This window comes from Minwuia sp. (assembly GCF_048007105.1).
GTDB lineage: Bacteria > Pseudomonadota > Alphaproteobacteria > Minwuiales > Minwuiaceae > Minwuia.
This window is the reverse complement of sequence record NZ_CP180352.1, coordinates 1,951,924-1,975,956: the sequence shown is the minus strand read 5'-3', so window position 1 is coordinate 1,975,956 and position 24,033 is coordinate 1,951,924. Positions and strand designations below refer to the sequence as shown.

Genomic DNA, 24,033 nt, shown 5'->3' with positions numbered 1-24,033 from the left:
ATTTTGAGTTGAATCATGCATCTCAAATGAGCCCATAATGGTAGCTCGTTGGTGGCCCGGTGGTGAACGAGATGCCCAACAAGAGCTTCACATTGTATCTGACTACTCCGGAGACAGCTTTATTATCCGATGTACTTTCTGAGACCGCACTAAATCAACTCGAAAGCGGAATTGGGAATCGTCATGAGATACAGGACTTTGGCGACAGGTCGGAACTGTTCATCTTCACGGGGCCGCCGAAAATTCCGGACTGGCTGAAGAATGTTCACAATACTTTTGGTATCCGCGTCGACTTGACCACACGCTCTGCGGCTGGATTGCTTGCCTTTGAAGCATCAGGTCGAATTTTTGTATCTTCGTTTTCCTACGGCTGGATGTACCTGAACGATGACGTTGTTGTTGGCGACTTTGGGTTAAGAGTAGCGATAAATACGCTGGATGACACGAAACTCAAAGAGCTTGACCGCTCAAATCTTGGCAGTGCAATGCAAGATAGCGCCAAGTCTCCTTTCCGGCGCTCTTTTGACAATTTTGGATTTGATGAGGCTCTCGACCACATCAAGCGTGTTTCCGGAAAAGCCCAAGAAAATTTGGAAGAAGATGCGGTAAGTGGAGCCAAATCGCTAAAATTCTCTGGTGACTTTGCACTGACTGATTTACCAGAAATCGCCGAACGAGCTTTGACCGCCTTTGGATCTCATCGTTATCGTAGCACAAGTTTCCAGGTGATTGACCTCGTACAGCCAGTTCCTGATCCCTTGATTCAAAAAAATCTCGATGAGATTTTGGTGGATCATGTGATTGGAGGGACTGAAAATTTCGAACTTGGATTGCCTGCCGAGTATCTTGACGACAGCGTATCATACAAATTCTCCGGAATCGGGGAGCGAGGCGCCTTTCCAGATTTGGTAATTGAAAATTACAGACGTGGGCTTGGCGATCGCCTAACGGATTTAAATCTTCAAGATTTAAAAAAACACCGAATTCATTCGGTTTCTTTTGAAGGAAATCGCCCCATACAAGCGTGGTCTATATATAAATCAATTGTCGGCTCTGTGTCCTTTCTTGGTGGACTTTATTCCATAAACGAAGGTCAATGGTTTAGGGTTGACGCTCAATTTAGGCAAAGTGTCGATTCCCACTTTGAAGATATTGTCGATGAAGAGTGGACTCCATACCCAGGGCCATTTGTCAGATTTTATGAAACCGGCAGGGCTAAGGGCACCTATGAGCGCGAGGAAGAATTCAATCAGAGAGTATCCGCGCAGCTGGGCTATATTTGCATGGATCGAATTCTGGTGCCGGTTCCGGAGGCGGTTAACTCAAGATTTGAACTGTGTGATATTTTAGATATTGCGAACAAGAGGCTGATTCATGTCAAAAAAAGCTCAAGGAAATCGACAATACTAAGTCATTTTTTCAAACAAGGATCTAATTCTGCACAGTTTTGCCGCACATCACCGGCAATCTGGGAGCATGTCACAAACTCGATCAGAGAAAGAAATGGACTGGATGCCGCGGCTCAGATGGAAGATGCGGTTCGGAGCACCGAAAATCGCTGGACTATAGAATTCTGGATTGCCGACACTCCAAGAGAGAACGGCTCATTCAATATTCCCTTTTTTTCGAAGGTATCATTGCGCGAAGAAGCCAGAAGAATGAGAGCAATGGATTACAATGTGAGGCTTAGATTCATTACGCTTCCGGCTCCAGCATAGCTATGAGCCAAGCCTTCTCCACAGGATGAACGGCGCGATCAGGATGTACATGGTCAGCGCATAGACCCCGGCGGGCAGGGCGTAGAGGGCGTAGCCATCGACGCTGTCCACCGCGATGTAGCCGGCCAGCGCCGCGGCGACGGTCAGGCCGAGCAGCACGTTCTGCAGTCCCGTCTCGACGGCGATGGTGGCGGCGACCTGCGCATCGAAGCCGAGCAGCCTTGCGCTGAACCAGCCAAGCGCCAGCAGCACCACCGTCAGCACGGCGAGGCCCGGGCCGAGGCTGGCAAGCTGCGCCTCGACCGTGGACCAGTTGGCGATGAAGGCCTGCACCACGACGATGGCGAACAGCACATTGGCGATGCGGCTGATCCAGGGCTCGGCGCGGACCGACCAGCCCGGCGCCAGCCGCCGCACGGCGAGCCCGATCAGCACCGGCACCGTGGTCAGCAGGAAGATCTTCACCGCCAGATCGGCGACGGGGATCTCGGCGGCGACGGTCTCGCCCTGAAAGTGCCCGACGGCCCAGGCGACCAGCAGCGGCACGGTGACGATCACCACCAGGCTGATCACGGCGGTCAGCGTCACCGACAGCGCCACGTCGCCCTTGGCATACTTCGCCAGCACGTTGGAGGTGATGCCGCCGGGCAGGAAGCTCAGCAGCATGAAGCCGACCGCGATCGGCCCCTCGAAGCCGAAGATCAGGACGATCGCATAGGCGACGACGGGCAGCAGGATCAGCTGGTTCACCGCGCCCAGCGCGAAGGCCTTCGGCTGCACCAGCACGCGGGCGAAATCGGCGAAGGTCAGCCCGATACCCAGGCTGAACATGATGAAGGCCAGCGACAGCGGCAGCACCACATCGACCAGGATCTGTCCCATTCCTCTCCCCCTCGCCTGCGAACGATTCGCGCCTGCCCATAGTGTCACGGGCAGGGGGCCGGGGCATCCGCTCAGGCCGCGGTGGAGATGAAGAGGCTGCGGCCACGACGCCCGGCTACGCCGTCATGCCGGGCCTGACCCGGCATCCGGGCTGCAGGTTCGTCGCAGACACCGCGGCTGGCGGCACCGCCCATCCGGACCCCGGCTCAATGCTTGTCCCCGACTTGATCGGGGGGCCGCGGTGACGATGGTGGAGAGGCGGGCGCCGCGGCTGCCTGCCGTTCACTGGCGCGTCCTGGATTCAATCCAGGACCCATTCCCGAGCCTTGCCGCAGCCGCGGTGTGGCCATGTCCGCTCAGGCATGGGTCCCGCAGGTCAAGCCCGGGACGCGGTCAATCCTGCCGTCCCCTGATGGCCTTCCCCCTCCGAGGGGGAAGGTTGGGTGGGGGTGGGAGCAGCTCAGGCACTCGCCATTCTTCCACCGGAGCAGCCGACCCCCACCCGCCGCTGCGCGCCGGCCTCCCCCTGCCAGGGGGAGGCTCTGGAATCAGCCCGTCTCATACCTGCTGTCCCCGGGCTTGACCCGGGGACCTGACCTTGCAACCACCGCGGCGGTTGAACCGTGAGGCCCCCGGGTCAGGCCCGGGGGCGGCAGGGAGGGGCAACGGTTTCCCTACCCCCCGATCAGCTCCAGCCATTCCTGTTCGGTGAGCGTTGCGATACCGAGGTCGGCGGCCTTCTTCGCCTTCGATCCGGCGCCGGGGCCGGCGACGACGTAGTCGGTCTTCTTCGACACCGAGCCGGAGACCTTCGCACCCAGCGCCTCGGCGCGGGCCTTGGCCTCGTCGCGGGTCATGGCCTCCAGCGTGCCGGTGAAGACCACGGTCTTGCCGGCGACGGGGGAATCCTGCGCCGGGGCGTCGAAGTCCTGCACCTCGACCTCGGCCAGCAGCCGTTCCAGCACGTCGGCATTGTGCGGCTCTGCCAGAAACTCCGTCAGCGCAGAGACCGCCGTGTTGCCGATGCCGTCGATGTTGGTCAGTTCCGCCCAGGCCTCGCTCTCCGGCCCCTCTTCGGCGGCCTTGCGCGCGACGGACAGCAGGGCGTCGAGGGAGAGGTAGTTCGCCGCCAGCACGCGCGCGGTCTGCTGGCCGATATTGCGGATGCCGAGCGCGTTCAGGAACCGGTCCATGCCGATCTTCCGGCGCTCGTCGATGGCGTCGAACAGGTTCTTCACCGACAGCTCGCCGAAGCCCTCGCGCTCCTCCAGCTTCAGGCGGTCGTTGCGGGCCTTCAGCGTGAAGATGTCGGCGGGCGCCATCACCTCGCCGGTCTCGTAAAACATCTCGATCTGCTTCGCGCCGAGCCCCTCGATGTCGAAGCCGTTGCGGGAAACAAAGTGCTTCAGCCGCTCCACCGCCTGTGCCGGACAGATCAGGCCGCCGGTGCAGCGCCGGCGGACATCCATCTCGCCCGATTCGCGGACATCGCGGACGGCATGGCTGCCGCAGGCCGGGCATACTTCGGGGAATTCGAACGGCTTCGAATCCGGCGGGCGCTTCTCGGGCAGGAAGCCGAGGATCTGGGGGATCACGTCTCCGGCGCGCTGCACGATCACCGTGTCGCCGATGCGGATGTCCTTCCGCGCGATCTCGTCCTCGTTGTGCAGGGTCGCGTTGGAGACGACGACGCCGCCGACCGTGACCGGCTCCAGCCGCGCGACAGGCGTCAGCGAGCCGGTGCGCCCGACCTGGATGTCGATGCCGTTCAGCACAGTCATCGCCTTCTCAGCGGGGAACTTGTGAGCGATGGCGAAGCGCGGGCTGCGGCTGACGTAACCGAGCCGGTCCTGCCAGTCGAGGCGGTCGACCTTGTAGACGACGCCGTCGATGTCGTAGTCCAGTTCGCCCCGCTCGGCCTCGATCTCTCGGTAGAGCGACATGATCTCATCGACGCTGCGGCAGAGCCGGGTCAGCGGATTGACGGTGAAGCCCCAGTCCTCGAACGCCTTCAGCACGCCGGACTGCGTCTCGGCCGGCAGGGCCGAGACCTCGCCCCAGCTGTAGGCGAAGAAGCTCAGCTTCCGGGTCGCGGTTATGGAAGCGTCGAGCTGGCGCAGCGAGCCGGCAGCGGCGTTGCGGGGATTGGCGTAGATCTGCTTTTCCGCCGCCGCCTGCGCCTCGTTCAGCGCGCGGAAGGCGGTCTTGGACATGTAGACCTCGCCGCGCACCTCGAAGACCTCCGGCACGCCCTCGGGCAGCGTCTCGGGGATGTCGCCGACGGTCTTCAGGTTCGCGGTGACGTTCTCGCCCTCGCGCCCGTCGCCGCGCGTCGCGCCAAGCACGAACTTCCCCTTCTCGTAGCGGAGCGAGGCCGAGAGCCCGTCGATCTTGGGCTCGGCATTGATGGCGATCTCCTCGTCCTCGCCCAGATTGAGGAAACGCCGGATACGGCCGGTGAAATCGGCCACGTCCTCTTCCGAGAAGGCATTGCCGAGCGAGAGCATGGGCCGGGCGTGCAGCACCTTGCCGAAGCCGGAAGCGGGCGCGGCGCCGACGGTCTGGCTCGGGCTGTCCTCGGTCACCAGTTCCGGATGCTCGGCTTCCAGCGCCAGAAGCTTCCTGCGCAGCGCGTCGTAGTCGGCATCCGAGATGGTCGGCGCGTCCTCCCCGTGATAGCGGCGGTCATGCTCGCGGATTTCCGCGACCAGCTTCGCGTGCTCGTCCCGCGCCGCCTCGGGCGTGTCGCTCATGCCATCTGTCCTTCCAGCAGCCGGTCGGCGGCGGCGCGCGCCTCGCCGGTGATTTCCGCGCCCGAGAGCATGCGGGCGATCTCTTCTCGGCGGGCATCCTCCACCAGTTCCGTGACAGTCGTGGTGGCGCTCTCGCCGATCTGCTTGGCGATCAGCCACTGGTGACCGGCGCGGGCCGCGACCTGTGGCGAGTGGGTGACGACGAGCACCTGGAACTGCCGGGCAAGGCCCTGCAGCCGCTCGCCCACCGCATCGGCCGTCGCGCCGCCGACGCCGCGGTCGACCTCGTCGAAGACCAGCACCGGCGTCTCCCCGACCTCGGCCAACACCACCTTCAGCGCCAGCATGAAGCGCGAGAGCTCGCCGCCCGAGGCGATCTTCGCGATCGGGCCGGGCGTGGCGCCGGGATTGGTCGCGACCTCGAAGGCGATACGGTCGGCACCGTTCTCGCCCCACTGGGTCTCCGGCTGGGCCGTGACGCGGGTGATGAAGCGCGCGCCGCCCATGCGCAGCGGCTCCAGCTCGCCGCGGACTTCGGCGTCCAGACGTTCCGCCGCCGCCTGCCGCGCCTCGGTCAGCTTCCGCGCGGCGGCCTCGTAGGCTCCGCGCTTCTCCGCCGCCTCGGCCTCCAGCCGCTTCAGATCCTGTTCGCCCCCGTCGATGGCGGCCAGACGCTGGCGCATCTCTTCGGCCAGACGCGGCAGATCGTGGGATTTCGACACGGTGCTTTCGGGCCATGCCCTTCAGCGCGAACAGCCGCTCGTCGACCTCGGCAAGTTCGCCGGGCGTCACGTCCAGATCGGAACTGACGGCATTGATGGCATTGGCGGCCTCGTCCGCCTCGACCGCGGCCCGCTCCAGCGCCTCCAGCGCCGCATTCAACCGTTCCCCCGCATGGGCGCGGACACGGTCCAGGGCCCGCCCCGCACTGCGCAAACGGGATGCGACGCCGCCGTCGCCCTCCAGCGCATCCACGGCGTCCGAGACCGCTTCGGCGATCTTCTCCACCTGCATCAGGAAGCCCCGGCGTTCACCGAGCGACTCCTCTTCGCCCTCCTGCGCGTCCAGTTCGTCCAGTTCGCCGACGGCATGCCGCAGGAAGTCCTCCTCCCGGCGCGCGGTCTCGATGGCGTCGCGCCGCTCGCCCAGAATCCGCGCGGCCGCCTGCCAGTCCGCGTGCGCCCGAGCGACCGCCTTCAGGAGCGCAGCATTGCCGGCGAACTGGTCCAGAATGGCGCGGTGATTGGCCGGGTTCAGCAGCCCGACCTCGGCCGCCTGCCCGTGCACCTCGACGAGCGACTGACCGACCTCGGCCAGGAAGCCGACGCTGACCGGCTGGTCGTTGACGAAGGCGCGGCTGCGGCCATCGGCGTTCAGCGTGCGGCGGATGATGATCTCGCCATGGGCATCGATGTCCTGGTCCTTCAGCAGGGTCCAGACGGGATGGTCGGCCGGCGCATTGAAATCGGCGATGACCTGCCCCTTCTCCGCCCCCTGCCGCACGAGACGGCCTTCGGCGCGCTGACCCGTCGCCAGGCCGAGACAATCGAGCAGGATGGACTTGCCCGCGCCGGTCTCGCCGGTCAGCGCGCAGAGGCCGCCGGCCAGATCGAGGTCCAGCCGGTCGAAGACAACGATATCTCGAATCGAGAGCGCTCGGAGCATCGCCCCTTTATCTCAGAAAACGGGGCGCTCAGAAAATGCTGTTCCAGACCCGCGAGATCCACGAGCCTTCCCGGGCCTCGGGCTCCAGGTCCTGCCCCTGCAGCAGGGCATAGCTGTCGCGGTACCACGGGCTGCGCGCATAGTTGTGGCCCAGCACCGCAGCAACCGCCTGGGCCTCGTCCGTGACGCCCAGCGAGAGATAGGATTCCACCAGCCGATGCAGCGCCTCCGGCGTGTGGCTGGTGGTCTGGTATTCCTCGACGACGTTCTGGAAGCGGTTGATGGCGGCGACATAGTGGCCGCGCTCCAGATAGTAGCGGCCAACCGCCATCTGCTTGCCGGCAAGATGATCCTGGGTCAGGGCCAGCTTGGCCTGCGCATCCTGGGCGTAGGACGAGCGCGGATAGCGGCGGATGACCTCTTCCAGCTTGGCCAGCGCCTCGCGCGTCCGGCCCTGATCGCGGTTCACGTCGGCGATCTGTTCGTAGTGCGAGATCGCGATCATGTAGTGCGCATAGGGCGCTTCCTTGCTGCCCGGATGCAGGCGGATGAAACGTTCCGCGGCGCCGATGGCCAGGTCGTACTCGTTGGTCATGTAGTAGGCGAAGATCGCCATCAGCTGCGCCTTCGTGGCCCAGACCGAATAGGGATACTGGCGCTCCACTGTGTCGAAGCCCGCCGCCGCGACCTCGTAGTCCTGCGCCACCAGATCGTCGAGGGCGGAATTGTAGAGAACCTCGACCGGCGGTTCCGATCCGGGCTGAGCCTGGACGACCGGCTCGTCCTCGCCGCAGGCAACAAGCGCCAGCGCCAGAATTGCCGCCAACGCGGGGACGCGCAGAGCGCGCAACAGATACCGGACCGATGTCATGGCGGATAACTCTCACGGCGTCCGTGGGAAATCAAGCGGCGGGCGGCACGTGCCTTGAAGTTCCTGTCAACTTGTGAGGCCAGCCGGGCGTGCTTGGCAATCGGTGTCACGATTTGAGGTCCAAACCGAGACGGAGTCACCAAATGCGAGATGACCGAAGCATTGACCGGCATGTGGGTGAACGTATACGCCGCCGCCGCGCCGAACTGGGCATGACCCAGCACGACCTGGCTCAGATGCTCGATATTTCCTATCAGCAGGTGCAGAAATACGAAACGGGCGCCAACCGCGTCAGCGCCGGAAGATTGTTCGCCATGTCGCAGCGCCTGGGCTGCAACATCGCCTACTTCTTCGATGGGCTCGAGACCGCGCCGCCCGCCGACGTGATCGAGCACGGCGCCGCGAACCGGACCACCATCGAACTGGCCCGCAACTTCAGCCGGCTGCCCAGCGGCAACGTGAAGGGGGCGATCAGCACCCTGGTGCGCGCACTGGCCGATGGCGATGAACTGGCCATGGAAGAAGCCCGCCGCGAAATGGTGGGCTGACGGCCCGGAAGGGCCGCGTCAGTTTGCCGTAAAGGGTGACACGGCGTTCCAATCCCAGGGCTTCGGGTCCGAGTTGAGTTCGGCTACGATCTCGGCGCCCGCAGGAAAGATCGGCTCGCGGCTGGCCGTGATCAGTTCGTTGTAGGTCTGCGTCCCGGGTATTAGGTCTTCCGCATTGTAGTAGATGTCCCATCCCGCGAGTTCCGACGCTTCCTTGAACCGCAGGAAGACCTTGAGTGCGCCGCCCGAAGGCGGTTCCGGCGCCGGATCGCCATCTATCATCGCGATCAGGGACTCGGCGAATGCCGCCCGCGAATCCTGCGCCCGCCCGGCCTGAACCAGCGCGTAACCATAGGTTTCGAATGCCCTGGCCCTCATCTCCCTTGATTCCGCCAGCTGCACGGCCCAGCCCGCCGCGGCCGTCGCCCGGATCCGAAGTCCCTCCCCGCCCAGTCCCGGATCCAGATCGGTCAGCTGCAAGGCGACATCCGAATATTCCTTCAACAGCGAGGCAAAGACATCGCTTCGGCCCGGCGCGACCTGCGGCGTCCAGTTGTCGACGCCATAGGCCCGCGCCACGCTGCTCGCCACCGGTTTCCAGTCCGGTGCTTGCTCATCGGGAGCCGCCGCCGGCTTCCAATATTGTGGTTGATCGGTGGGAAATGCTCCCTGTATTGCGCTGACCCAATGCGGGCCGTTCTCGGTCTTCAGGTAGGACGAGATGGACGCCTGGTAGAGATCGACCGCCCGCAAGGACTCATAGATGGCTTCCGAGAACCTCTTGTCAGTGCGCGCTGACGCCGCGCGACGGGCCGCCGCCTGGGCCCGTGTGCGATAGAAAACCCTTTCCGTCACCCCAGCTGTCTGGGTCCTGTCATAGTCGTCCGCCCGCCGCGCCAGTTCCGAGGACAGCGGTGTGTAGAGCTTGCGGTCCTTGGCCACGCCTGCCATCGGACAGGCGAAATCCGCCTCGCTCAGTCCGAACTTGTCCGGGTCCTCGAGAAAGGCGCCGAAGGCCGTGGTCAATTCGAGATTGGAAACGACACCCGGGTCACGCAGGAGCCGGCGGAGGTCCGGGTTCCTCACCAGGTCTGCGATCTCCGCGATCCGGGCTTCGCTGACCTGCACCCGGGTGAGCAGGAAGTCATGGATCAGCGACATCGGCAGCGCCCAGCCGCTGTCGTCGCCCTGGTCGATACTGCGGAATATCATGCCGTAGACAGCGCTGCCACGACCGATGAGCGGCGAACCGCTGTAGCCTCCGACGATGCGCTCGCCCGCATCGAAGTTGAGGCAATAGACCGAGCAACAGACGTGGTCGCTGCGGCCACGGCACATCGGTCCCTGCGCATCCGACTTCAGATAATTGTGTCGGTCTGTTGTCTCCGGAACCGCCTTCCGCGGCGACACATCCCTGCGGAAGCCGACGGTCCAGAGCGGCGGCGGCTGGTCGGCCCGCTGGAACGCCAGATCGATCGGCGGTTTCCGGTCCAGATTGAGTAGGTTCAGCGACTCCTGCGACAGTTTCAGCAGTCCGACATCGGCGCACCCATCCCAGGCCTGCTTGACCGTCGTCAGTTGGAAGGCTGTCGGGAGGTCGCTGCCCCACGCCTCGATGCGTTCGATCCGATCCTCCCGGATGCCGCGGTCGCCGCAGGCGATGTTTCGCATGGACTGTTCCTGCAGGGTATGAAGCGCGGTCAGGACAAATCCTTCCGTACGGTCAATGACGAAGCCCGTGCCAATCTCCTTCGGCACCAGATTGCCGTCATCATCGTCCCGGAAATGCACCTCCACCCGCAGGACGTTGCTGATCACGTCGTCGGAATCGTATTCGGGCGAATAGTCCGGGCACCGGTCCTGCCAGTGCGCGCCATCGCCCGGAACCGCCATCGCCGGCCCCGTGGCCAAAAGCGCGGCAACCACTGCCGCAGCTTTGCGGTTGTGTCGCCTCATTTGGAAAAGACCAGTGTCATGGCGTTGCCGGTCGTTCCGGCAGCGCGGGTCGAGGCGGCAATGCCGATATCGTCGGCCTTCAGTTCCGTACCGGACTTGTAGGACTCGCTGAGCACCAGTTTCCACGTGGCCTCCAGCCTTGACAGTTCGAAGTCTCCGGCTGCAGCAGTGACGGTGCGCCGCGCCGACTCGACGATCCTGTCCGAAAGCCTGTCCGCGATCTCGCTGACGGGGGCGCCCGCCGGCTTCAGCCGCAACACGATGCGCGTCGATGTGGATTGGGTGAATTCGGCGCCGCCAGAAAAGACGACGAGCGAGCCGCTCGCCTCGGACTGCGTCGTATCCTCTACAAGAAGCTCCAGATCCGCATGTCTGAAATTGGGAAAGGACGGATCCCCGGCGGTCTTCTTTTCAACGCCGTTGACGGTGTCGCCGAGCATCCGGACCAGTTGTTCAAGGTCTACGGACTGTTGCCGCTGTTCGTGCCTGTTGATGGCGACGAAAACCACGAGCGCCAAGACAACCAGCAGTCCAGTCAACGTCAGTGTGTAGCGCGACATCCCCCGGCCCCCGCGCAGAACTTGTACGAAATTCGTACCACAAATGCACCGGTCTCTCAATCAGACCGCGGATCGGAGAAAGTTTGTTCGACCGTGAAGTGCAGTGTCAGTCCGCGGCGTCGACCAGTCGGAGGTCGTCCGCGTCGGCGGTCTCCGGTTCGATCACGTAGTTCGCCGGATCGGCGAACAGCGCCCGGAGCAGCTGGTTGTTCAGCGCATGTCCGGCGCGCTCGCCGTGATAGGCGCCAACGATCTGGAAGCCCGACGTGTAGAGATCACCGATGGCGTCCAGCGCCTTGTGGCGCGCGCTCTCGTTGTCGTAGCGCAGGCCCTCGGGGTTCAGCACCTTGTCGCCCTGCACCACCACCGCATTCTCCAGCGAACCGCCCTTGGCGAGACCGGCAGCCCACATGCCCTCGATTTCCTCGTAAAGGCAGAAGGTCCGCGCCCTGGCGATCTCGGACTCGAAGGACTGGAAGCCCGGATGGAAATGGATCGATTGTTCGGCCAGCAGCGGATTGTCGTAGGAAATGTTGAAGCTGAGGCGGAACTCGTCCGACGGCGACAGACGGGCCCAGGCCTTGTCATTGCCGGCGCCGACCTCGCGGACGACGCGCAGCACGCGGCGCGGCGCATCCTGTTCGCGGATGCCGGCCTTGAGCAGCATCGCGACGAAGGGCGAGGCGCTGCCGTCCATCACCGGGGTCTCCGGTGCCGAAACCTCGACGACGGCGTTGTCGATCTTCAGGCCCGCCAGCGCGGACATGATATGCTCGATGGTCGCGACCGACTGGCCATGACGATTGGCGATCACGGTGCAGAGCCGGGTGTCGGCGACATGGTCGTAGCGGGCCGGGATGATCGCCGCGTCACCGTCCTGATCGGTACGGCGGAAGACGATTCCGGTATCGGCGGGAGCGGGGCAGAAGGCGAAATCGACATCGACGCCGGAATGCAGTCCGACGCCCTTGCCCACGATGCGCTTTGCGATGGTTCTCTGAAGGCTCACAGGCCCCTCCATTCCGCAACGACCGTTGTCCGGCCTCTTCTTGTACCTGCGGCGGCGCCTGCGGCGCTGCCCTGAAACGGCCCCTCTCCGGCCCGGTTCACGCCCTGTTCAAGTGTATGAATCACTTAAAGAAAGGCGCTGTCAGGGTTATATGAATCGCCCTGACAGCGCTCAAGTCACTCTTTGTTACCCACTGTTACCCCTTTCCAGGTCGGAAAGGCGCGGTCTCAGTTGGCCTGGCGGCGCAGGAATGCGGGGATGTCGAGGTCGTCCTCGACCGCATTTCCGGCCGGCTGGCGCGGTTCGCCAAGGTCGAGCCTGGGCGAGGTCATCTGCGGCTCGTTCCGGGCCGGTTCGGGCGCCTCGGTCTCACGGTTTCCGAACAGGCTGCGGCGCTGCGGCTCCTGACGCGGCGCGTCCTCGGCCTTCGCCACACGCTTGGCCAGACGCTCCAGCAGGGAACGGCCCTTCTTCGGCTCCTCGGCGACGACCGCCGGTTCGGCGACATGCGCGGATTCCCGCGGCGCAGCCGGCTTCACGATCGGCTTGGCCGGCGGCGGACCGTTGCGGTTGGTCGGGAAGGTCGGGAACTGGTAGTCGCTCTTCGGCGCCTCCTCAGTCTTCTCCGGCGCGGCCTCCTCGGCCGGCGCGGCAGCGACGTCGTCGATGGTCAGCTGCGCAGGCTGGGCCTCGCCGACTTCCATTTCGGTTTCCTCGACCTCGTCCAGCTTCATCGCCGTGGCACCAGACGTGGCCCCGAAGGACGGCATGCGCGGCGCGACAGGCGGGGCCATGGCCGGCGTCTCCGCAGCCGGGGCCTCGGCGGCCGGACGCGAACTCGCCGCCGCTGACGACGCGCGGCGTGAACCCGCCGAGCGGCTTGGCAGCCTGGCTCTCGACCACCTCGATGCCGGTCGCGACAACGGAAACCCGCATGCGGCCGTCCAGCTCCGGATCCAGGATCGAACCGATGATGATGTGGGCGTCCTCGTCGACCTCCTCGCGGATCAGGCTCGCGGCCTCGTCGACCTCGTGCAGGGTCAGGTCCATGCCGCCGGTGACATTGATCAGGACGCCGCGGGCAGACTTCAGGCTGAGGTCTTCCAGCAGCGGGTTGGCGATGGCGTCGCCCGCGGCCAGACGGGCGCGTTCTTCGCCCTCGGCCTCGCCGGTGCCCATCATCGCCTTGCCCATCTCGTTCATGACGGTGCGGACGTCGGCGAAGTCGAGGTTGATCAGGCCGGGCTCGACCATCAGGTCGGTGATCGAGCGGACGCCCGAATGCAGCACTTCGTCGGCGATCTTGAATGCGTCGGCGAAGGTGGTCTTCTCGTTGGCGACCCGGAACAGGTTCTGGTTCGGGATCACGATCAGCGTGTCGACGTTCTCCTGCAGACGCAGCACGCCGTCATCGGCGATGGCCATGCGGCGCTTGCCCTCGAACTGGAACGGCTTGGTGACGACGCCGACGGTCAGCACGCCGGCCTCGCGGGCCGCGCGGGCGATCACGGGAGCCGCGCCGGTGCCGGTGCCGCCGCCCATGCCGGCGGTGATGAAGCACATGTGCGCGCCTTCGAGGTGTTCCATCAGCTGCGGCAGCGCCTCTTCGGCCGCCTGACGGCCGATCTCGGGCTGTGCGCCGGCGCCGAGGCCCTGCGTCAGGCCGGCGCCGAGCTGGATCTGCCGGGGCGCGCGCGACTTGGTGAGCGCCTGCGCGTCCGTGTTCGCAGCGACGAATTCGACGCCCTGAAGCTCGGATTCGATCATGTTGTTGACGGCGTTGCCGCCGGCGCCGCCGACGCCGAAGACGACGATCCGGGGCAGCGTTTCGCTGAGCTCCGGTGTGGTGAGATTGATCGGCATGTCGAGACCTCCTTCTTGTCTACTCGACAGTGGGTACCAGGGGGATGACCCGGTTCGCCGGGCTTTGGCGCGCTTGCCGGAGGCGCCTTTCCGTTCGGGCTCTCTTGCGGAGCCGCTCGTTGCGCTTACCCATCAGAAATTCTCCCGCAGCCAACGGCCGATGCGGGCGAAACCGCCACGGCGTCCGCTGTCGACCGGGGCATCCAGCCTCGCCCGGGCTTCCAGGCGGCGGTCGGCGAAGCAGAGGCTGCCGGTCAGCGCGGTGTGCGCCGGCCCGGACATGGCCTCAGGCAGACCAGTGATGTTCTGCGGCCGGCCGACGCGGACCGGCTTGTCGAGGATGTCGTGCGCCAGCCGGTCGATCCCGCTGAGCAGGCTCCCGCCACCGGTGATCACGATCTTGCGGCCGGCCATCGCAGCGTGACCGCTGGATTCGATGCGCTCCCGGACGGTCTCGAAAATTTCTTCCGCGCGCGGCCGGATCACACCGATCAGCAGCGACAGCGGCATCTGGTTGGCCGCTTCGGTCCAGCCGTCGCCGATGGCCGGCACGGGAATGGTCGTGTCGTCGTCCTGCGGGCCGACGAAGACGCCGCCGCGGGTGGTCTTCAACCGTTCGGCCGCATCGATCGAGGTCGCGAGGATGCGGGCGACGTCGTTGGTGATGTGCGCACCGCCGATGGGCACGGAATCGACATGCACGAGATTGCCGTCCCGGAACATGCCGATCTTTGTGACGCCGGCGCCCAGATCGACCACCGCGGTCCCGAGATTGCGTTCGTCGTCGGTCAGCGCGCCAAGGCCGGCGGCATAGGCGCCCGCGATCAGATCGGCCGGACGCAGATGAGCCCGGCTGACGCAGGCTTCCAGGTTCCGCTGGGCGAAGCTGGCCGCCGTGGCGATGTGCACGTCCAGACCCAGACGGCGGCCGACCATGCCGCGCGGATCGGCGATGCCGCTCTCGCCATCCAGCGAGAAACCGACCGGGATGGCGTGCAGGACCGAGCGCTCGCCGGGCTCGGAACGGGCGCCGGCCTGGCGCAGCAGTCGGCGGACGTCGTGATCGTCGATGGGCCGGTCGGGTGCGGTGACTTCGACCCCGACCGTGTGCGAGGCGGGCGAGCCGCCGGAGAGGGTCACGAAGACCTCGTCGACCTGCGTGCCGGCCATGCGCTCGGCGATGTCGACAGCGGCCCGGATCGCGGCTTCGGCGGCCTCCATGTCGGTGACCACACCCTTGCGCAGCCCGTAGGCCTTCTTCATGGCCGCGCCGAGAACGCGGTGCCCCTCGCCGTGCGGCGCGGCAATGGCGCAGGAGACCTTGGACGAACCGACGTCGAGGGCCGCGACGATGCTGGAACGGACAGACGCCATCGGTTCAGGTCTCCCTCTCGGCTTCGGCAGTTTCGGATTCGGGCTTCGATTTCAGACGCACGATCACGCGGCCGGGGACGCGCAGATCGATCAGCTTCAGCCGCTGGGCCAGCAGGCCGTCGCGCCGGTCGACCTCGTTGAAGCGGTTCCAGGCCTCGCCCGGCTCTTCCTCCGGCAGTCGAATGGTGATGCCGTTGGCCATGCCGATGTCCCATCGGCGCTCGCGGATCAGGTTCGCCGTGTGGACCTGTGCGGCCAGCCGCGGCGCGCTCTGGAGCATGTCGAACAGCTCGGCCGCGCGAAGGTTCGCATCGGCGCCGACGATGCGGGGCAGGCCGCGGTAGCGAGCGCCGACATCCGCCAGGATCACCGCCCCGTCGCGGTCGACGAGCGAGGTCTGGCCGTCCAGCTGCCAGCGCGCGAAAGGCACACGCTCCACGATGCGGATATGCAGCCGGCCGGGCAGTTCTCGTGACACCGCAGCGGTTCGCACCCAGCCGATGGTCTCGATACGGGCGCGGATCTCGTCGAGGTCCAGACGCAGGATGGGGTCGCCGACCTGAACGCCAAGTGCGGCGCGGAGGGCATCAGGCCCCGCGCGATGGCGGCCTTCGATGGTGACTTCGGCCACGGCGAGCCCGAACCCGCGATGGACGTCGCTGTAGGCGCGGTCGACCGCCTCGGCGGCCTGCCCGTGCCAGTTCTCCATGTAGCCGACAGCGGCAACTGCGGCGATAACCAGCGCCAGCGCACTGCCGCCGAGCCAGGCCATGCGGCGGCGGCGCTTGCGCCGCGGCAAGGCGCGCTCCGTGCTGGCGGCCGCCTTCTTCGGCCGCTTGCCGCCTTCGTTCAGCACCCGATCCGCCTTGTCTGCCTTCAGCGCTGACATGACGCGTCCTCCACAAGCTGCCTGCAGAGGTCCTCGAACGACATGCCGAGATGCGCGGCGATTTCCGGCGCCAGCGAGGTCGGGGTCATGCCCGGCTGCGTGTTGACTTCCAGCAGGTAAAGCGACGCCGGCCCCTCGCCGGTGTCGTCGTAGCGCAGGTCGCTGCGGGACAGGCCGCGGCAGCCCAGCGCCTGATGCGCGCGCAGCGAATAGTCGAGCGCGAGCGCATAGTCCTTCTCCGGCATCGGCGCCGGCATGAGATGCTTCGATCCGCCCGGCGCGTACTTGGCCTCATAGTCATAGAAGCGGCCGGGCGAGACGATCTCGATGGCGCCAAGCGCGCGATCGCCCATCACCGCGACCTGGATCTCGCGGCCCGGGATGTAGCGCTCGACCAGCACCAACTGATCTTCCGGACCGCCATCCAGCGGGCTCATGTTGTCGCCGTCGAGGATGATCTCGACGCCGACCGAAGACCCCTCGTTCACCGGCTTGATCACGATGGGCGGACGGAAATCCTTCCGGCCGGCAAGCACCTTGCGGGTCATGACCTCGCCATCCGGCGTCGGGATGCCCTGCTCGCGGAAGATCGCCTTCGCCGCCGGCTTGTTCATCGCCATGGCCGAGGCCAGCACACCCGAATGGGTGTAGGGGATGCCCATGGTCTCCAGCAGGCCCTGGACGCAGCCGTCCTCGCCAACCGTGCCATGCAGCGCATTGAAGACAATGTCCGGCCGGCTCTGATGCAGCTGGCCGGCCAGATCCCGGGTCATGTCGATCCGGTCGACCTGATAGCCGAGCGTCTCGAGCGCCCTGGCGCAGGCCGCGCCGGTGACCAGCGAGACTTCCCGTTCGGCGGACCAGCCGCCCATGACAACAGCGATACGGGTCATGCCGTCACCTCCGGCCCGACACCGATGCGGCGGATTTCCCAGTGCAGTTCGATCCCGGAGGTCTTCAGCACGCGCTGACGCACGGTCTCGCCGAGCGTCTCCAGATCGTGCGCGGTCGCGTTGCCCCGATTGATCAGGAAATTGGTGTGCTGCTCGGAGACCTGCGCATCCCCGATGGTCAGTCCACGGCAGCCGGCCTCGTCGACCAATTGCCAGGCCTTCCGGCCCGGCGGGTTGGCGAAGGTGGAACCGCCGGTCGAGGATTTGACCGGCTGGCTGGTCGTGCGCTCGGCGCTGATCCGGTCCATCCGGTCGCGGATCGCCGCGGCATCGCCGGGCCGGGCCGCCAGCAGGGCCTCTAGGAAGATGTGGCCTTCCGGCAAACCGCAATGGCGATAGCCGTAGTCGAGTTCGCGCACGTCGTACCAGCGGGCTTCGCCGCTGCGGTCCACGGCGCGGGCGGCAAGCACGATGTCCTTCATCTCCTGATCGTAGGCGCCGGCATTCATGCGCAGCGCACCGCCGATGGAGCCTGGCACCCCGCGCAGGAACTCGTAGCCCGCCAGTGCCCGGTCACGGGCGCGCATGGCCACGGAGACGTTGGAGCAGCCTGCGCCGACACGCAGACCGCGGTCGCTGTCCTCGATGAAGTTGAAGCCCTTGCCCAGCCGGACGACAACACCGGGGACGCCACCATCGCGTACGAGCAGATTGGCCCCTGCGCCAATGACCGTCACCGGCACCTCGGCGGATGTTGCGGCAAGGAAGCCGATCAGATCGTCGGCGTCCGCGGGACGGAAAAGCACTTCAGCCGGACCACCGACGCGGAACCAGGTCATCTCGCTCAGCAGGGCGTCGTCGGTGTAGCTGCCGCGCACGGCGGGCAGCCGCGCGATCAGCGGCGTGGATGCGGTATGGGGCGCCATAACGTTCATGCCCCCTTCCGCTTCTTCGACAGAACCGTCTCGATCGCGTCCGGCAGGGCGTTGGCCCACTGGGTGATGGATCCGGCGCCGAGACAGACGACCATGTCGCCGTCTCCGGCATGCTCCAGCACCGTTGCAGCGAGTTGATCGGGACCGTCGAGCGCGACGGCGCTGCGGTGACCGTGCGCCTGCAGACCCTCGACCAGGCTGAAACGGTTCACGCCCTCGATCGGGTCCTCGCCCGCGGCATGCACCTCGGCGACGATCACGGCATCGGCGTTGTTGAAGCAGGCGCAGAATTCGTTGAACAGCGCCGCCAGCCGCGAATAGCGGTGCGGCTGAACGACGGCGATCACCCGGCCCTTCGTGGCCTCGCGTGCGGCTGCAAGCACCGCCTCGATCTCGACCGGATGGTGGCCGTAATCGTCGATCACGGTAATTCCGCCAGCAACGCCGGTACGGGTAAAGCGGCGCTTGACGCCGCTGAAACCGGCAAGACCCTCGCGGATCGTGTCATCGGCAATGCCGATCTCGCGGGCCATGGCGATGGCGGCGAGGCTGTTCTGGACATTGTGGCGGCCCGGCATCGGCAGCGTCATGTTGTCGAGACGGCTGACCTCGCCGGTGCGGCGGTCATGGAACTCGACCGAGAAGGTCGCGACACCGGCATCGAAGGCGACATCCAGGCCGCGGACGTCGGCCTGACGGCTGAAGCCATAGGAGATGACGCGCCGATCCGTGACCTGACCGATCAGCGACTGAACCTCCGGATGGTCGATGCACATGATCGCCACGCCGTAAAAGGGCAGGTTCTCGACAAAGGTGATGAAGGCGTCGCGGATCTCGTCGAAGCCGCCGTAGAAGTCCAGATGCTCGGGATCCATGTTGGTCACGATGGCCGCTGTGGCCGGGAGCTTGATGAAGCTGCCGTCGCTCTCGTCGGCCTCGACCACCATCCAGTCGCCCTCGCCCAGCCGGGCGTTGGTGCCATAGGCGTTGATGATGCCGCCATTGATCACGGTCGGATCGATGCCCGCATGATCGAGAATCTGGGCCACCATCGACGTCGTCGTGGTCTTGCCGTGGGTGCCGCCGACGGCAATAGCCCATTTCAGGCGCATCAGTTCCGCCAGCATCTCCGCACGGCGGACGACCGGCACCAGACGCTGCCGTGCGGCGCGCACTTCCGGGTTGTCGCCCTTTACCGCGGTCGAGGTAACCAGCACCCGGGCCTCGTCGATGTTTTCGGCCCGATGGCCAATCTCGACATGAATGCCGAGCGCGCGCAGACGCTCGACATTGGCGCTGGCGGCGATGTCGCTGCCCTGCACCCGATAACCCAGATTGTGCATCACCTCGGCGATGCCGCTCATGCCGATGCCGCCGATACCCACGAAGTGGATCGGTCCGATGTCCAGCGGCATCTGTCGGATACTCACGCTACGGCTCCTCTCCGTTCCACGAAATCGGCCAGCCGGTCGGCGGCATCCGGACGTCCGAGCGCGAAGGATTCCGCGGCCATCCGCTTCAGCGCTTCCGGGTCTTCCAGCAGCGCTTCCAGCGTCCGGCGGCAGGTGGCGGCGTCGAACTTCGCGTTCGGGATCAGCCAGGCCGCGCCGGCGGCAACCAGCGCCTCGGCATTGGCGGTCTGGTGGTCGTCGGCGGCGTGCGGATAGGGCACCAGCACGGCTGGGCGACCCGCGACGGTCAGTTCGGCGACGGTCGAGGCGCCGGCCCGTGCCACCACCAGATGCGCCCGCGACAGCAGCGCCTGCATGTCGTCGAAGAACGGCGCCAGTTCGGCCTCGATACCAGCCTCGTCATAGGTGGCCCGGACAGCATCCATCTGCTCGGACCGGACCTGCTGCGTAACGCTCACACGGTCGCGGAGGCGCTCGGGCAGACCGGCGATGGCCTCCGGCACCGTGTCGGCGAAGACCGAAGCGCCCTGACTGCCGCCGATGATCAGCACGCGCAGCGGCCCGTCATGGCCCGGCGCGTCGTAGGGCTGCTGCCGGACCGCCAGAATGGCTTCGCGAACCGGGTTGCCGGTGACCGCGGAGGGCGCGCCTGACGCGGCGTCCATGGCGCGGGTCTGTTCGAAGGACAGCGCAAGACCCGCGGCCCGGCGGCCGAACAGGCGGTTGGCGCGGCCCAGATGGGCGTTCTGCTCGTGCAGCAGGATCGGCCGATGCTGACGTCCGGCGGCCCAGAGCGCCGGGAAACTGGCATAGCCCCCGAAGCCGACGACCGCGGCCGGATCGAGCAGCCGCAAGGTCTTCGACGCCTTCATGGCGCCGCGGCCGAGCAGCAGGGCGGCGCGGAACTTCGCGCCGAGGCCGCCGCTGGGCGAGGCCGACGGCACCGCGATGATCTCTGCGTCGGGAAATCGGCTGGCGTATGCCGTGCCGCGTTCGTCGGTCATCAGGGCCAGACGGTGGCCGCGCGCGGCCAGACGTTCCGCGAGAGCCTGCGCCGGGAACAGATGCCCGCCCGTGCCGCCGGCGGTCAGTACATATGTCGCCTGTGCAGCCATCAGCGTGTCGCCCCCGGCGTCTGTCGGCGCATCAGGGCCAGCAGGAATCCGGCGGAGATCGACAACGCCAGCAGCGACGAACCGCCATAGCTGATGAAGGGCAGGGTCATGCCCTTGGTCGGCAGCAGGTTCAGATTGACGCCGATATTGACCGCCGCCTGGAGACCGAACAGGGCCAGGAAGCCCGTGCAGCACAGCACGACGAACAGGTCTTCCTCGCGGCGCAGGCGCAGCAGCCCGCGCACGACGATCACCGCGAAGATCATGATGCCGGCGACGCAGGCCAGCGCACCGAATTCCTCGGCGGCGACCGCGAAGATGAAATCGGTATGGCCGTCGGGCAGCAGGTACTTCACCTCGCCTTGGCCCGGTCCTGCGCCGGTCAGACCGCCCGCTTCGAAAGCCTCCAGCGCGCGGTCGACTTGATAATTCTCCGCGCCGGGGTCGAGGAAGCGGTCGAAGCGTTCCCGCACATGATCGAACAGGTTGTAGGCGGCGAACAGCGCGCCCGCGCCCAGCGCGGCCATCCCGGCGACGAGGGCCAGCGGCATGCCGGCGACGAAGTACTGCGCGGCCCAGACGCAGGTGACGACCAGCGACATGCCGATATCGGGCTGCATCGCCAGAATGCCGACGATCGCGACGCATACCGCGCCGGAGGCGACAATGCCGGTCAGCGACGCGTCCTCGCGGCGGCCCGAGGCGATCAGCCAGGCGGTGACGACGATGAAGGTGGGCTTGAGGAATTCCGACGGCTGCAGCGACAGGCCGGCGAAGCGGATCCAGCGGGAAGCGCCGTTGACATCGACGCCGACGACCAGCGTGGCCGCAGTCGCGCCGAAGGCCAGGACGAAACCGACAATCGCAACGCGGCGGACCTGCGCCACGCTCAGGATCGACAGCCCGATAAGGGCGAAGATCGCCGGAGCGAGGAAGACCAGCTGGCGCTGCACGAAGAAGAAGCTCTCCAGCCCCTTGCGGTGCGCCGTGGCCGGCCCGGCCGCGAGGGTCAGGGTGATGCCGATACCGATCAGGACGATGAAGGCGAAGAGCGCGAACCGGTCCACGGTCCACCACCAGTGGCCCAGCGTCGAACGGTCGGTGCGGCCGAACCCGATCATGCGCCGCCTCCCTCGCGCTCACGGCCGATGATGTGCTCGGCGACCGCGCGGAACGCGTTGCCGCGGGCCTCGAAATTCGGGAACTGGTCGAAACTGGCGCAGGCCGGCGAGAGCAGCACGACGCCGCCGCCTGCCGCCTTCGCGTCGGCATAGGCATCCTCGGTCGCGGTGGCGAGCGTCCCGCTCATCCGCGTCTCGACCTCGCCTGCGAGTTCGCTGGCGAATAGCGCCATAGCCTCGCCGATCAGATAGGCGCGGCGGACGCAGCCCATGAACGGCAGGACGGGCCCCAGACCGCCTTCCTTGGGCTTGCCGCCGGCGATCCAGTAGATGTTCTCGAACGCGCCCAGCGCCCGGGAAGCGGCGTCGGCATTGGTCGCCTTGGAGTCGTTGTAGAAGCTGACGGCCCGGACCTCGCCGATCCGCTCGATCCGGTGCGCCAGACCCGGAAAGCTGGCCAGACCGCCGACGATGTCGCCTGTCCGGCAGCCAAGGGCGCGGCAGGCCGCGACGGCGGCGGCGGCGTTCTGATGGTTGTGCCGGCCGGGCAGTGTCGCCGCACCGGCAAGCGAGGCGATCGGCTCACCGTCGACGGTCATCTGCCCGTCGACGACCGCGATGCCCTTCGCCAGCGGTCCGAGGACCGAGATACGGACAACGCTCAGGCCACGTTCCTTGAGGTTGTCGGCAAGCGCCCGGCCCCAGTCGTCATCGATGCCGACGACCGCCGTGTCGCCTTCCCCCATGTTGGCGAACAGGCGCGCCTTGGCGGCCATGTAGCCGTCCATGCCGCCATGCCGGTCCAGATGATCGGGCGTCAGATTCAGGAAGACGCCGACCTTCGGCCGGAAGGCCTGGGTGAGATCGAGTTGATAGGACGACAGTTCGAGGACCTGTACCGAACCCGGTGCCGGCGGATCGAGGTCCAGCACCGCCTGGCCGATATTGCCCGCCGCGGTCGCCGCGACACCGCAATGGTTCAGCAGATGCGCGATCAACGCGGTCGTGGTGGATTTGCCGTTCGTGCCGGTGACCCCGACCATCACCGCTGCCGGACAGGCCTTGGCGAACAGTTCGATGTCGCCGGCGACGGTCGCGCCGGCGGCCAGCGCGGCGGCGATGACCGGATGCGGCGCGGGATGTGTGAGCGGAATGCCGGGTGCCGGAGAGAGGATATCGCCGGCCTGCCAGTCAAGCCCGGCCGGATCCCGCATGGCGATGCCGCCAAGCGCGGCACGGCGGTCGGCATTGTCGTCCCAGGCAAGCACGTCCGCCCCGCCCGCTTCGGCCGCGCGGGCGGTCGCGACGCCGCTCTTGCCCAAGCCGAGCACGACGATCCGCCGGTCCCTGAACGCGTCGAGTGGCACCATCGCGCTCACCGCAGCTTCAGCGTGGCCAGACCGACCAGCGCCAGGATGAAGGCAATGATCCAGAAGCGGATCACGATGGTCGGTTCCTGCCACCCCTTCTGTTCGAAGTGGTGATGCAGCGGGGCCATGCGGAAGACCCGCTTGCCGGTCAGCTTGAAGCTGGCGACCTGCACGATCACCGACACGGCCTCCAGCACGAACAGACCGCCGATGATGGCCAGTACCAGCTCGTGCTTGATGACCACGGCGACGGTTCCCAGCGCGCCACCCAGGGCGAGGCTGCCCGTGTCGCCCATGAAGACCATGGCCGGCGGGGCGTTGAACCAGAGGAAGCCCAGCGCGGCGCCAACCAGCGCACCAGTGAGTACGGCCAGTTCGCCGGCGCCCGGGACATGCTGGATCTGCAGATAGTCGGCGAAGATCGCGTTGCCGGTCAGATAGGCGATCAGGGCGAAGGAGCCCGAAGCGATCATCACCGGCACGATGGCCAGCCCGTCCAGCCCGTCAGTGAGGTTCACCGCATTGGCGCAGCCGACGACCACGAACATGGCGAAGGGCAGGAACAGCAGGCCGAGATCGAGGACGTAGTTCTTCACGAACGGGAAGGCGAGCTTGTTCGACAGCGAGTCGGGCGCGACCTGGGAGATCCAGTAGGTGGCGACCAGGCAGATGCCGAACTCGATGACCAGCCGGGTCCGCCCCGGCAGCCCCTTGGCCGTGCCGCCTGAGATCTTGGCATAGTCGTCGACGAAGCCGATCGCGCCGAAGCCGATGGTCACCATCAGCACGATCCAGACATACTGGTTGGTCAGGTCGGCCCAGAGCAGCGTGGCGATCGTGACCGCGAACAGGATCAGGAAGCCGCCCATGGTCGGCGTCCCCTGCTTGGTCAGCAGATGACTGGCCGGACCGTCGTCCCGGATCGGCTGCGCGTAGCGGGGCTTGGACTTGAGCCAGGCGATGAAGCGCGGCCCGACGATGAAACAGACAACAAGCGCCGTCATGACAGCGCCGCCGGTCCGGAACGTCAGATACCGGAACAGGTTGAAGAGCTGGAAATCGTCGGCCAGCGGGAAAAGGAAGTTGTAAAGCATCCGTC

The 24,033-nt window shown here is 66.0% G+C and carries 18 protein-coding genes and 2 pseudogenes; 2 read left to right on the top strand and 18 right to left on the bottom strand.

All coding sequences use genetic code 11. The features are described from left to right. The first annotated feature begins 71 nt into the window (after positions 1-71). On the top strand, positions 72-1,718 hold the full coding sequence (locus ACMVY4_RS09550; RefSeq protein ID WP_416899922.1) for a DUF6119 family protein: 1,647 nt from the start codon (positions 72-74) through the stop codon (positions 1,716-1,718). Here ACMVY4_RS09550 and ACMVY4_RS09545 read toward each other — a convergent pair whose 3' ends face one another. The 5 genes and pseudogenes from ACMVY4_RS09545 to ACMVY4_RS09525 form a co-directional block, all read right to left on the bottom strand. Beyond that, the gene (locus ACMVY4_RS09545; protein WP_416899921.1) at positions 1,719-2,648 is read right to left on the bottom strand and encodes a bile acid:sodium symporter family protein; all 930 of its coding nucleotides are present in this window, start codon (positions 2,646-2,648) and stop codon (positions 1,719-1,721) included. A 626-nt stretch (positions 2,649-3,274) separates the two neighbouring features. Continuing rightward, positions 3,275-5,353 carry an NAD-dependent DNA ligase LigA gene (gene ligA, locus ACMVY4_RS09540; RefSeq protein ID WP_416900290.1) on the bottom strand — a complete coding sequence of 693 codons (2,079 nt, stop codon included), beginning with the start codon at positions 5,351-5,353 and terminating at the stop codon, positions 3,275-3,277. Further along, positions 5,350-6,075 (bottom strand): hypothetical protein, encoded by a 726-nt coding sequence (locus ACMVY4_RS09535; RefSeq protein ID WP_416900393.1) that lies wholly within the window; start codon positions 6,073-6,075, stop codon positions 5,350-5,352. Before ACMVY4_RS09535 ends, ligA begins: the two co-directional genes overlap by 4 nt. A 796-nt stretch (positions 6,076-6,871) precedes the next feature. Next, positions 6,872-7,018 (bottom strand): annotated as a pseudogene (locus ACMVY4_RS09530) (AAA family ATPase); the annotation flags it as partial. 28 nt (positions 7,019-7,046) lie between these two features. Beyond that, entirely contained in the window at positions 7,047-7,889 is an 843-nt protein-coding gene (locus ACMVY4_RS09525) for an outer membrane protein assembly factor BamD (RefSeq protein WP_416899920.1), read from the bottom strand. 173 nt (positions 7,890-8,062) lie between these two features. Between ACMVY4_RS09525 and ACMVY4_RS09520 the strand changes: the two genes are divergently transcribed. Beyond that, positions 8,063-8,437, top strand: a complete 375-nt coding sequence (locus ACMVY4_RS09520; protein ID WP_416899919.1) for a helix-turn-helix domain-containing protein — start codon at positions 8,063-8,065, stop codon at positions 8,435-8,437. An 18-nt stretch (positions 8,438-8,455) separates the two neighbouring features. Here the strand turns inward: ACMVY4_RS09520 and ACMVY4_RS09515 are convergent, their stop codons facing one another. The 13 genes and pseudogenes from ACMVY4_RS09515 to mraY form a co-directional block, all read right to left on the bottom strand. Next, positions 8,456-10,330, bottom strand: a complete 1,875-nt coding sequence (locus ACMVY4_RS09515) for a hypothetical protein (protein WP_416899918.1) — start codon at positions 10,328-10,330, stop codon at positions 8,456-8,458. A gap of 59 nt (positions 10,331-10,389) precedes the next feature. Beyond that, a complete protein-coding gene (locus ACMVY4_RS09510) occupies positions 10,390-10,953 on the bottom strand; it encodes a hypothetical protein (protein WP_416899917.1) in 564 nt (187 codons plus the stop codon). A 106-nt stretch (positions 10,954-11,059) separates the two neighbouring features. Continuing rightward, the gene (lpxC, locus tag ACMVY4_RS09505; RefSeq protein ID WP_416899916.1) at positions 11,060-11,962 is read right to left on the bottom strand and encodes a UDP-3-O-acyl-N-acetylglucosamine deacetylase; all 903 of its coding nucleotides are present in this window, start codon (positions 11,960-11,962) and stop codon (positions 11,060-11,062) included. A gap of 227 nt (positions 11,963-12,189) precedes the next feature. After that, a pseudogene (gene ftsZ, locus ACMVY4_RS09500) lies at positions 12,190-13,825 on the bottom strand (cell division protein FtsZ). A gap of 132 nt (positions 13,826-13,957) precedes the next feature. After that, positions 13,958-15,199: a cell division protein FtsA gene (gene ftsA / locus ACMVY4_RS09495; protein ID WP_416899915.1), complete on the bottom strand. Its 1,242-nt coding sequence runs from the start codon at positions 15,197-15,199 to the stop codon at positions 13,958-13,960. 4 nt (positions 15,200-15,203) lie between these two features. Then, positions 15,204-16,088, bottom strand: a complete 885-nt coding sequence (locus ACMVY4_RS09490) for a cell division protein FtsQ/DivIB (protein WP_416899914.1) — start codon at positions 16,086-16,088, stop codon at positions 15,204-15,206. Beyond that, complete coding sequence (locus tag ACMVY4_RS09485) at positions 16,076-16,981, bottom strand: D-alanine--D-alanine ligase (protein ID WP_416899913.1); 906 nt, start codon at positions 16,979-16,981, stop codon at positions 16,076-16,078. Before ACMVY4_RS09485 ends, ACMVY4_RS09490 begins: the two co-directional genes overlap by 13 nt. Next, positions 16,978-17,907, bottom strand: a complete 930-nt coding sequence (gene murB / locus ACMVY4_RS09480) for a UDP-N-acetylmuramate dehydrogenase (protein ID WP_416900289.1) — start codon at positions 17,905-17,907, stop codon at positions 16,978-16,980. Before murB ends, ACMVY4_RS09485 begins: the two co-directional genes overlap by 4 nt. A 5-nt stretch (positions 17,908-17,912) precedes the next feature. Next, complete coding sequence (murC, locus tag ACMVY4_RS09475) at positions 17,913-19,340, bottom strand: UDP-N-acetylmuramate--L-alanine ligase (RefSeq protein WP_416900288.1); 1,428 nt, start codon at positions 19,338-19,340, stop codon at positions 17,913-17,915. A 2-nt stretch (positions 19,341-19,342) separates the two neighbouring features. Further along, positions 19,343-20,443 carry an undecaprenyldiphospho-muramoylpentapeptide beta-N-acetylglucosaminyltransferase gene (gene murG / locus ACMVY4_RS09470; RefSeq protein ID WP_416899912.1) on the bottom strand — a complete coding sequence of 367 codons (1,101 nt, stop codon included), beginning with the start codon at positions 20,441-20,443 and terminating at the stop codon, positions 19,343-19,345. After that, the gene (locus tag ACMVY4_RS09465; RefSeq protein WP_416899911.1) at positions 20,443-21,564 is read right to left on the bottom strand and encodes an FtsW/RodA/SpoVE family cell cycle protein; all 1,122 of its coding nucleotides are present in this window, start codon (positions 21,562-21,564) and stop codon (positions 20,443-20,445) included. Before ACMVY4_RS09465 ends, murG begins: the two co-directional genes overlap by 1 nt. Then, a complete protein-coding gene (gene murD / locus ACMVY4_RS09460; RefSeq protein ID WP_416899910.1) occupies positions 21,561-22,934 on the bottom strand; it encodes a UDP-N-acetylmuramoyl-L-alanine--D-glutamate ligase in 1,374 nt (457 codons plus the stop codon). Before murD ends, ACMVY4_RS09465 begins: the two co-directional genes overlap by 4 nt. Before the next feature lie 5 nt (positions 22,935-22,939). Continuing rightward, on the bottom strand, positions 22,940-24,028 hold the full coding sequence (mraY, locus tag ACMVY4_RS09455) for a phospho-N-acetylmuramoyl-pentapeptide-transferase (protein ID WP_416899909.1): 1,089 nt from the start codon (positions 24,026-24,028) through the stop codon (positions 22,940-22,942). Between the last annotated feature and the right edge of the window lie 5 nt (positions 24,029-24,033).

What these genes read in the sequence shown, in the direction of transcription:
- mraY (WP_416899909.1), bottom strand. Translation starts at nt 24,028, where the DNA reads ATGCTTTACAACTTCCTTTTCCCGCTGGCCGACGATTTCCAGCTCTTC.
- ACMVY4_RS09515 (WP_416899918.1), bottom strand. Translation starts at nt 10,330, where the DNA reads ATGGCGGTTCCGGGCGATGGCGCGCACTGGCAGGACCGGTGCCCGGAC.
- murD (WP_416899910.1), bottom strand. Translation starts at nt 22,934, where the DNA reads ATGGTGCCACTCGACGCGTTCAGGGACCGGCGGATCGTCGTGCTCGGC.
- ACMVY4_RS09490 (WP_416899914.1), bottom strand. Translation starts at nt 16,088, where the DNA reads ATGTCAGCGCTGAAGGCAGACAAGGCGGATCGGGTGCTGAACGAAGGC.
- ACMVY4_RS09485 (WP_416899913.1), bottom strand. Translation starts at nt 16,981, where the DNA reads ATGACCCGTATCGCTGTTGTCATGGGCGGCTGGTCCGCCGAACGGGAA.
- ACMVY4_RS09465 (WP_416899911.1), bottom strand. Translation starts at nt 21,564, where the DNA reads ATGATCGGGTTCGGCCGCACCGACCGTTCGACGCTGGGCCACTGGTGG.
- ligA (WP_416900290.1), bottom strand. Translation starts at nt 5,353, where the DNA reads ATGAGCGACACGCCCGAGGCGGCGCGGGACGAGCACGCGAAGCTGGTC.
- ftsA (WP_416899915.1), bottom strand. Translation starts at nt 15,199, where the DNA reads ATGGCGTCTGTCCGTTCCAGCATCGTCGCGGCCCTCGACGTCGGTTCG.
- murB (WP_416900289.1), bottom strand. Translation starts at nt 17,907, where the DNA reads ATGGCGCCCCATACCGCATCCACGCCGCTGATCGCGCGGCTGCCCGCC.
- murG (WP_416899912.1), bottom strand. Translation starts at nt 20,443, where the DNA reads ATGGCTGCACAGGCGACATATGTACTGACCGCCGGCGGCACGGGCGGG.
- ACMVY4_RS09510 (WP_416899917.1), bottom strand. Translation starts at nt 10,953, where the DNA reads ATGTCGCGCTACACACTGACGTTGACTGGACTGCTGGTTGTCTTGGCG.
- ACMVY4_RS09525 (WP_416899920.1), bottom strand. Translation starts at nt 7,889, where the DNA reads ATGACATCGGTCCGGTATCTGTTGCGCGCTCTGCGCGTCCCCGCGTTG.
- ACMVY4_RS09550 (WP_416899922.1), top strand. Translation starts at nt 72, where the DNA reads ATGCCCAACAAGAGCTTCACATTGTATCTGACTACTCCGGAGACAGCT.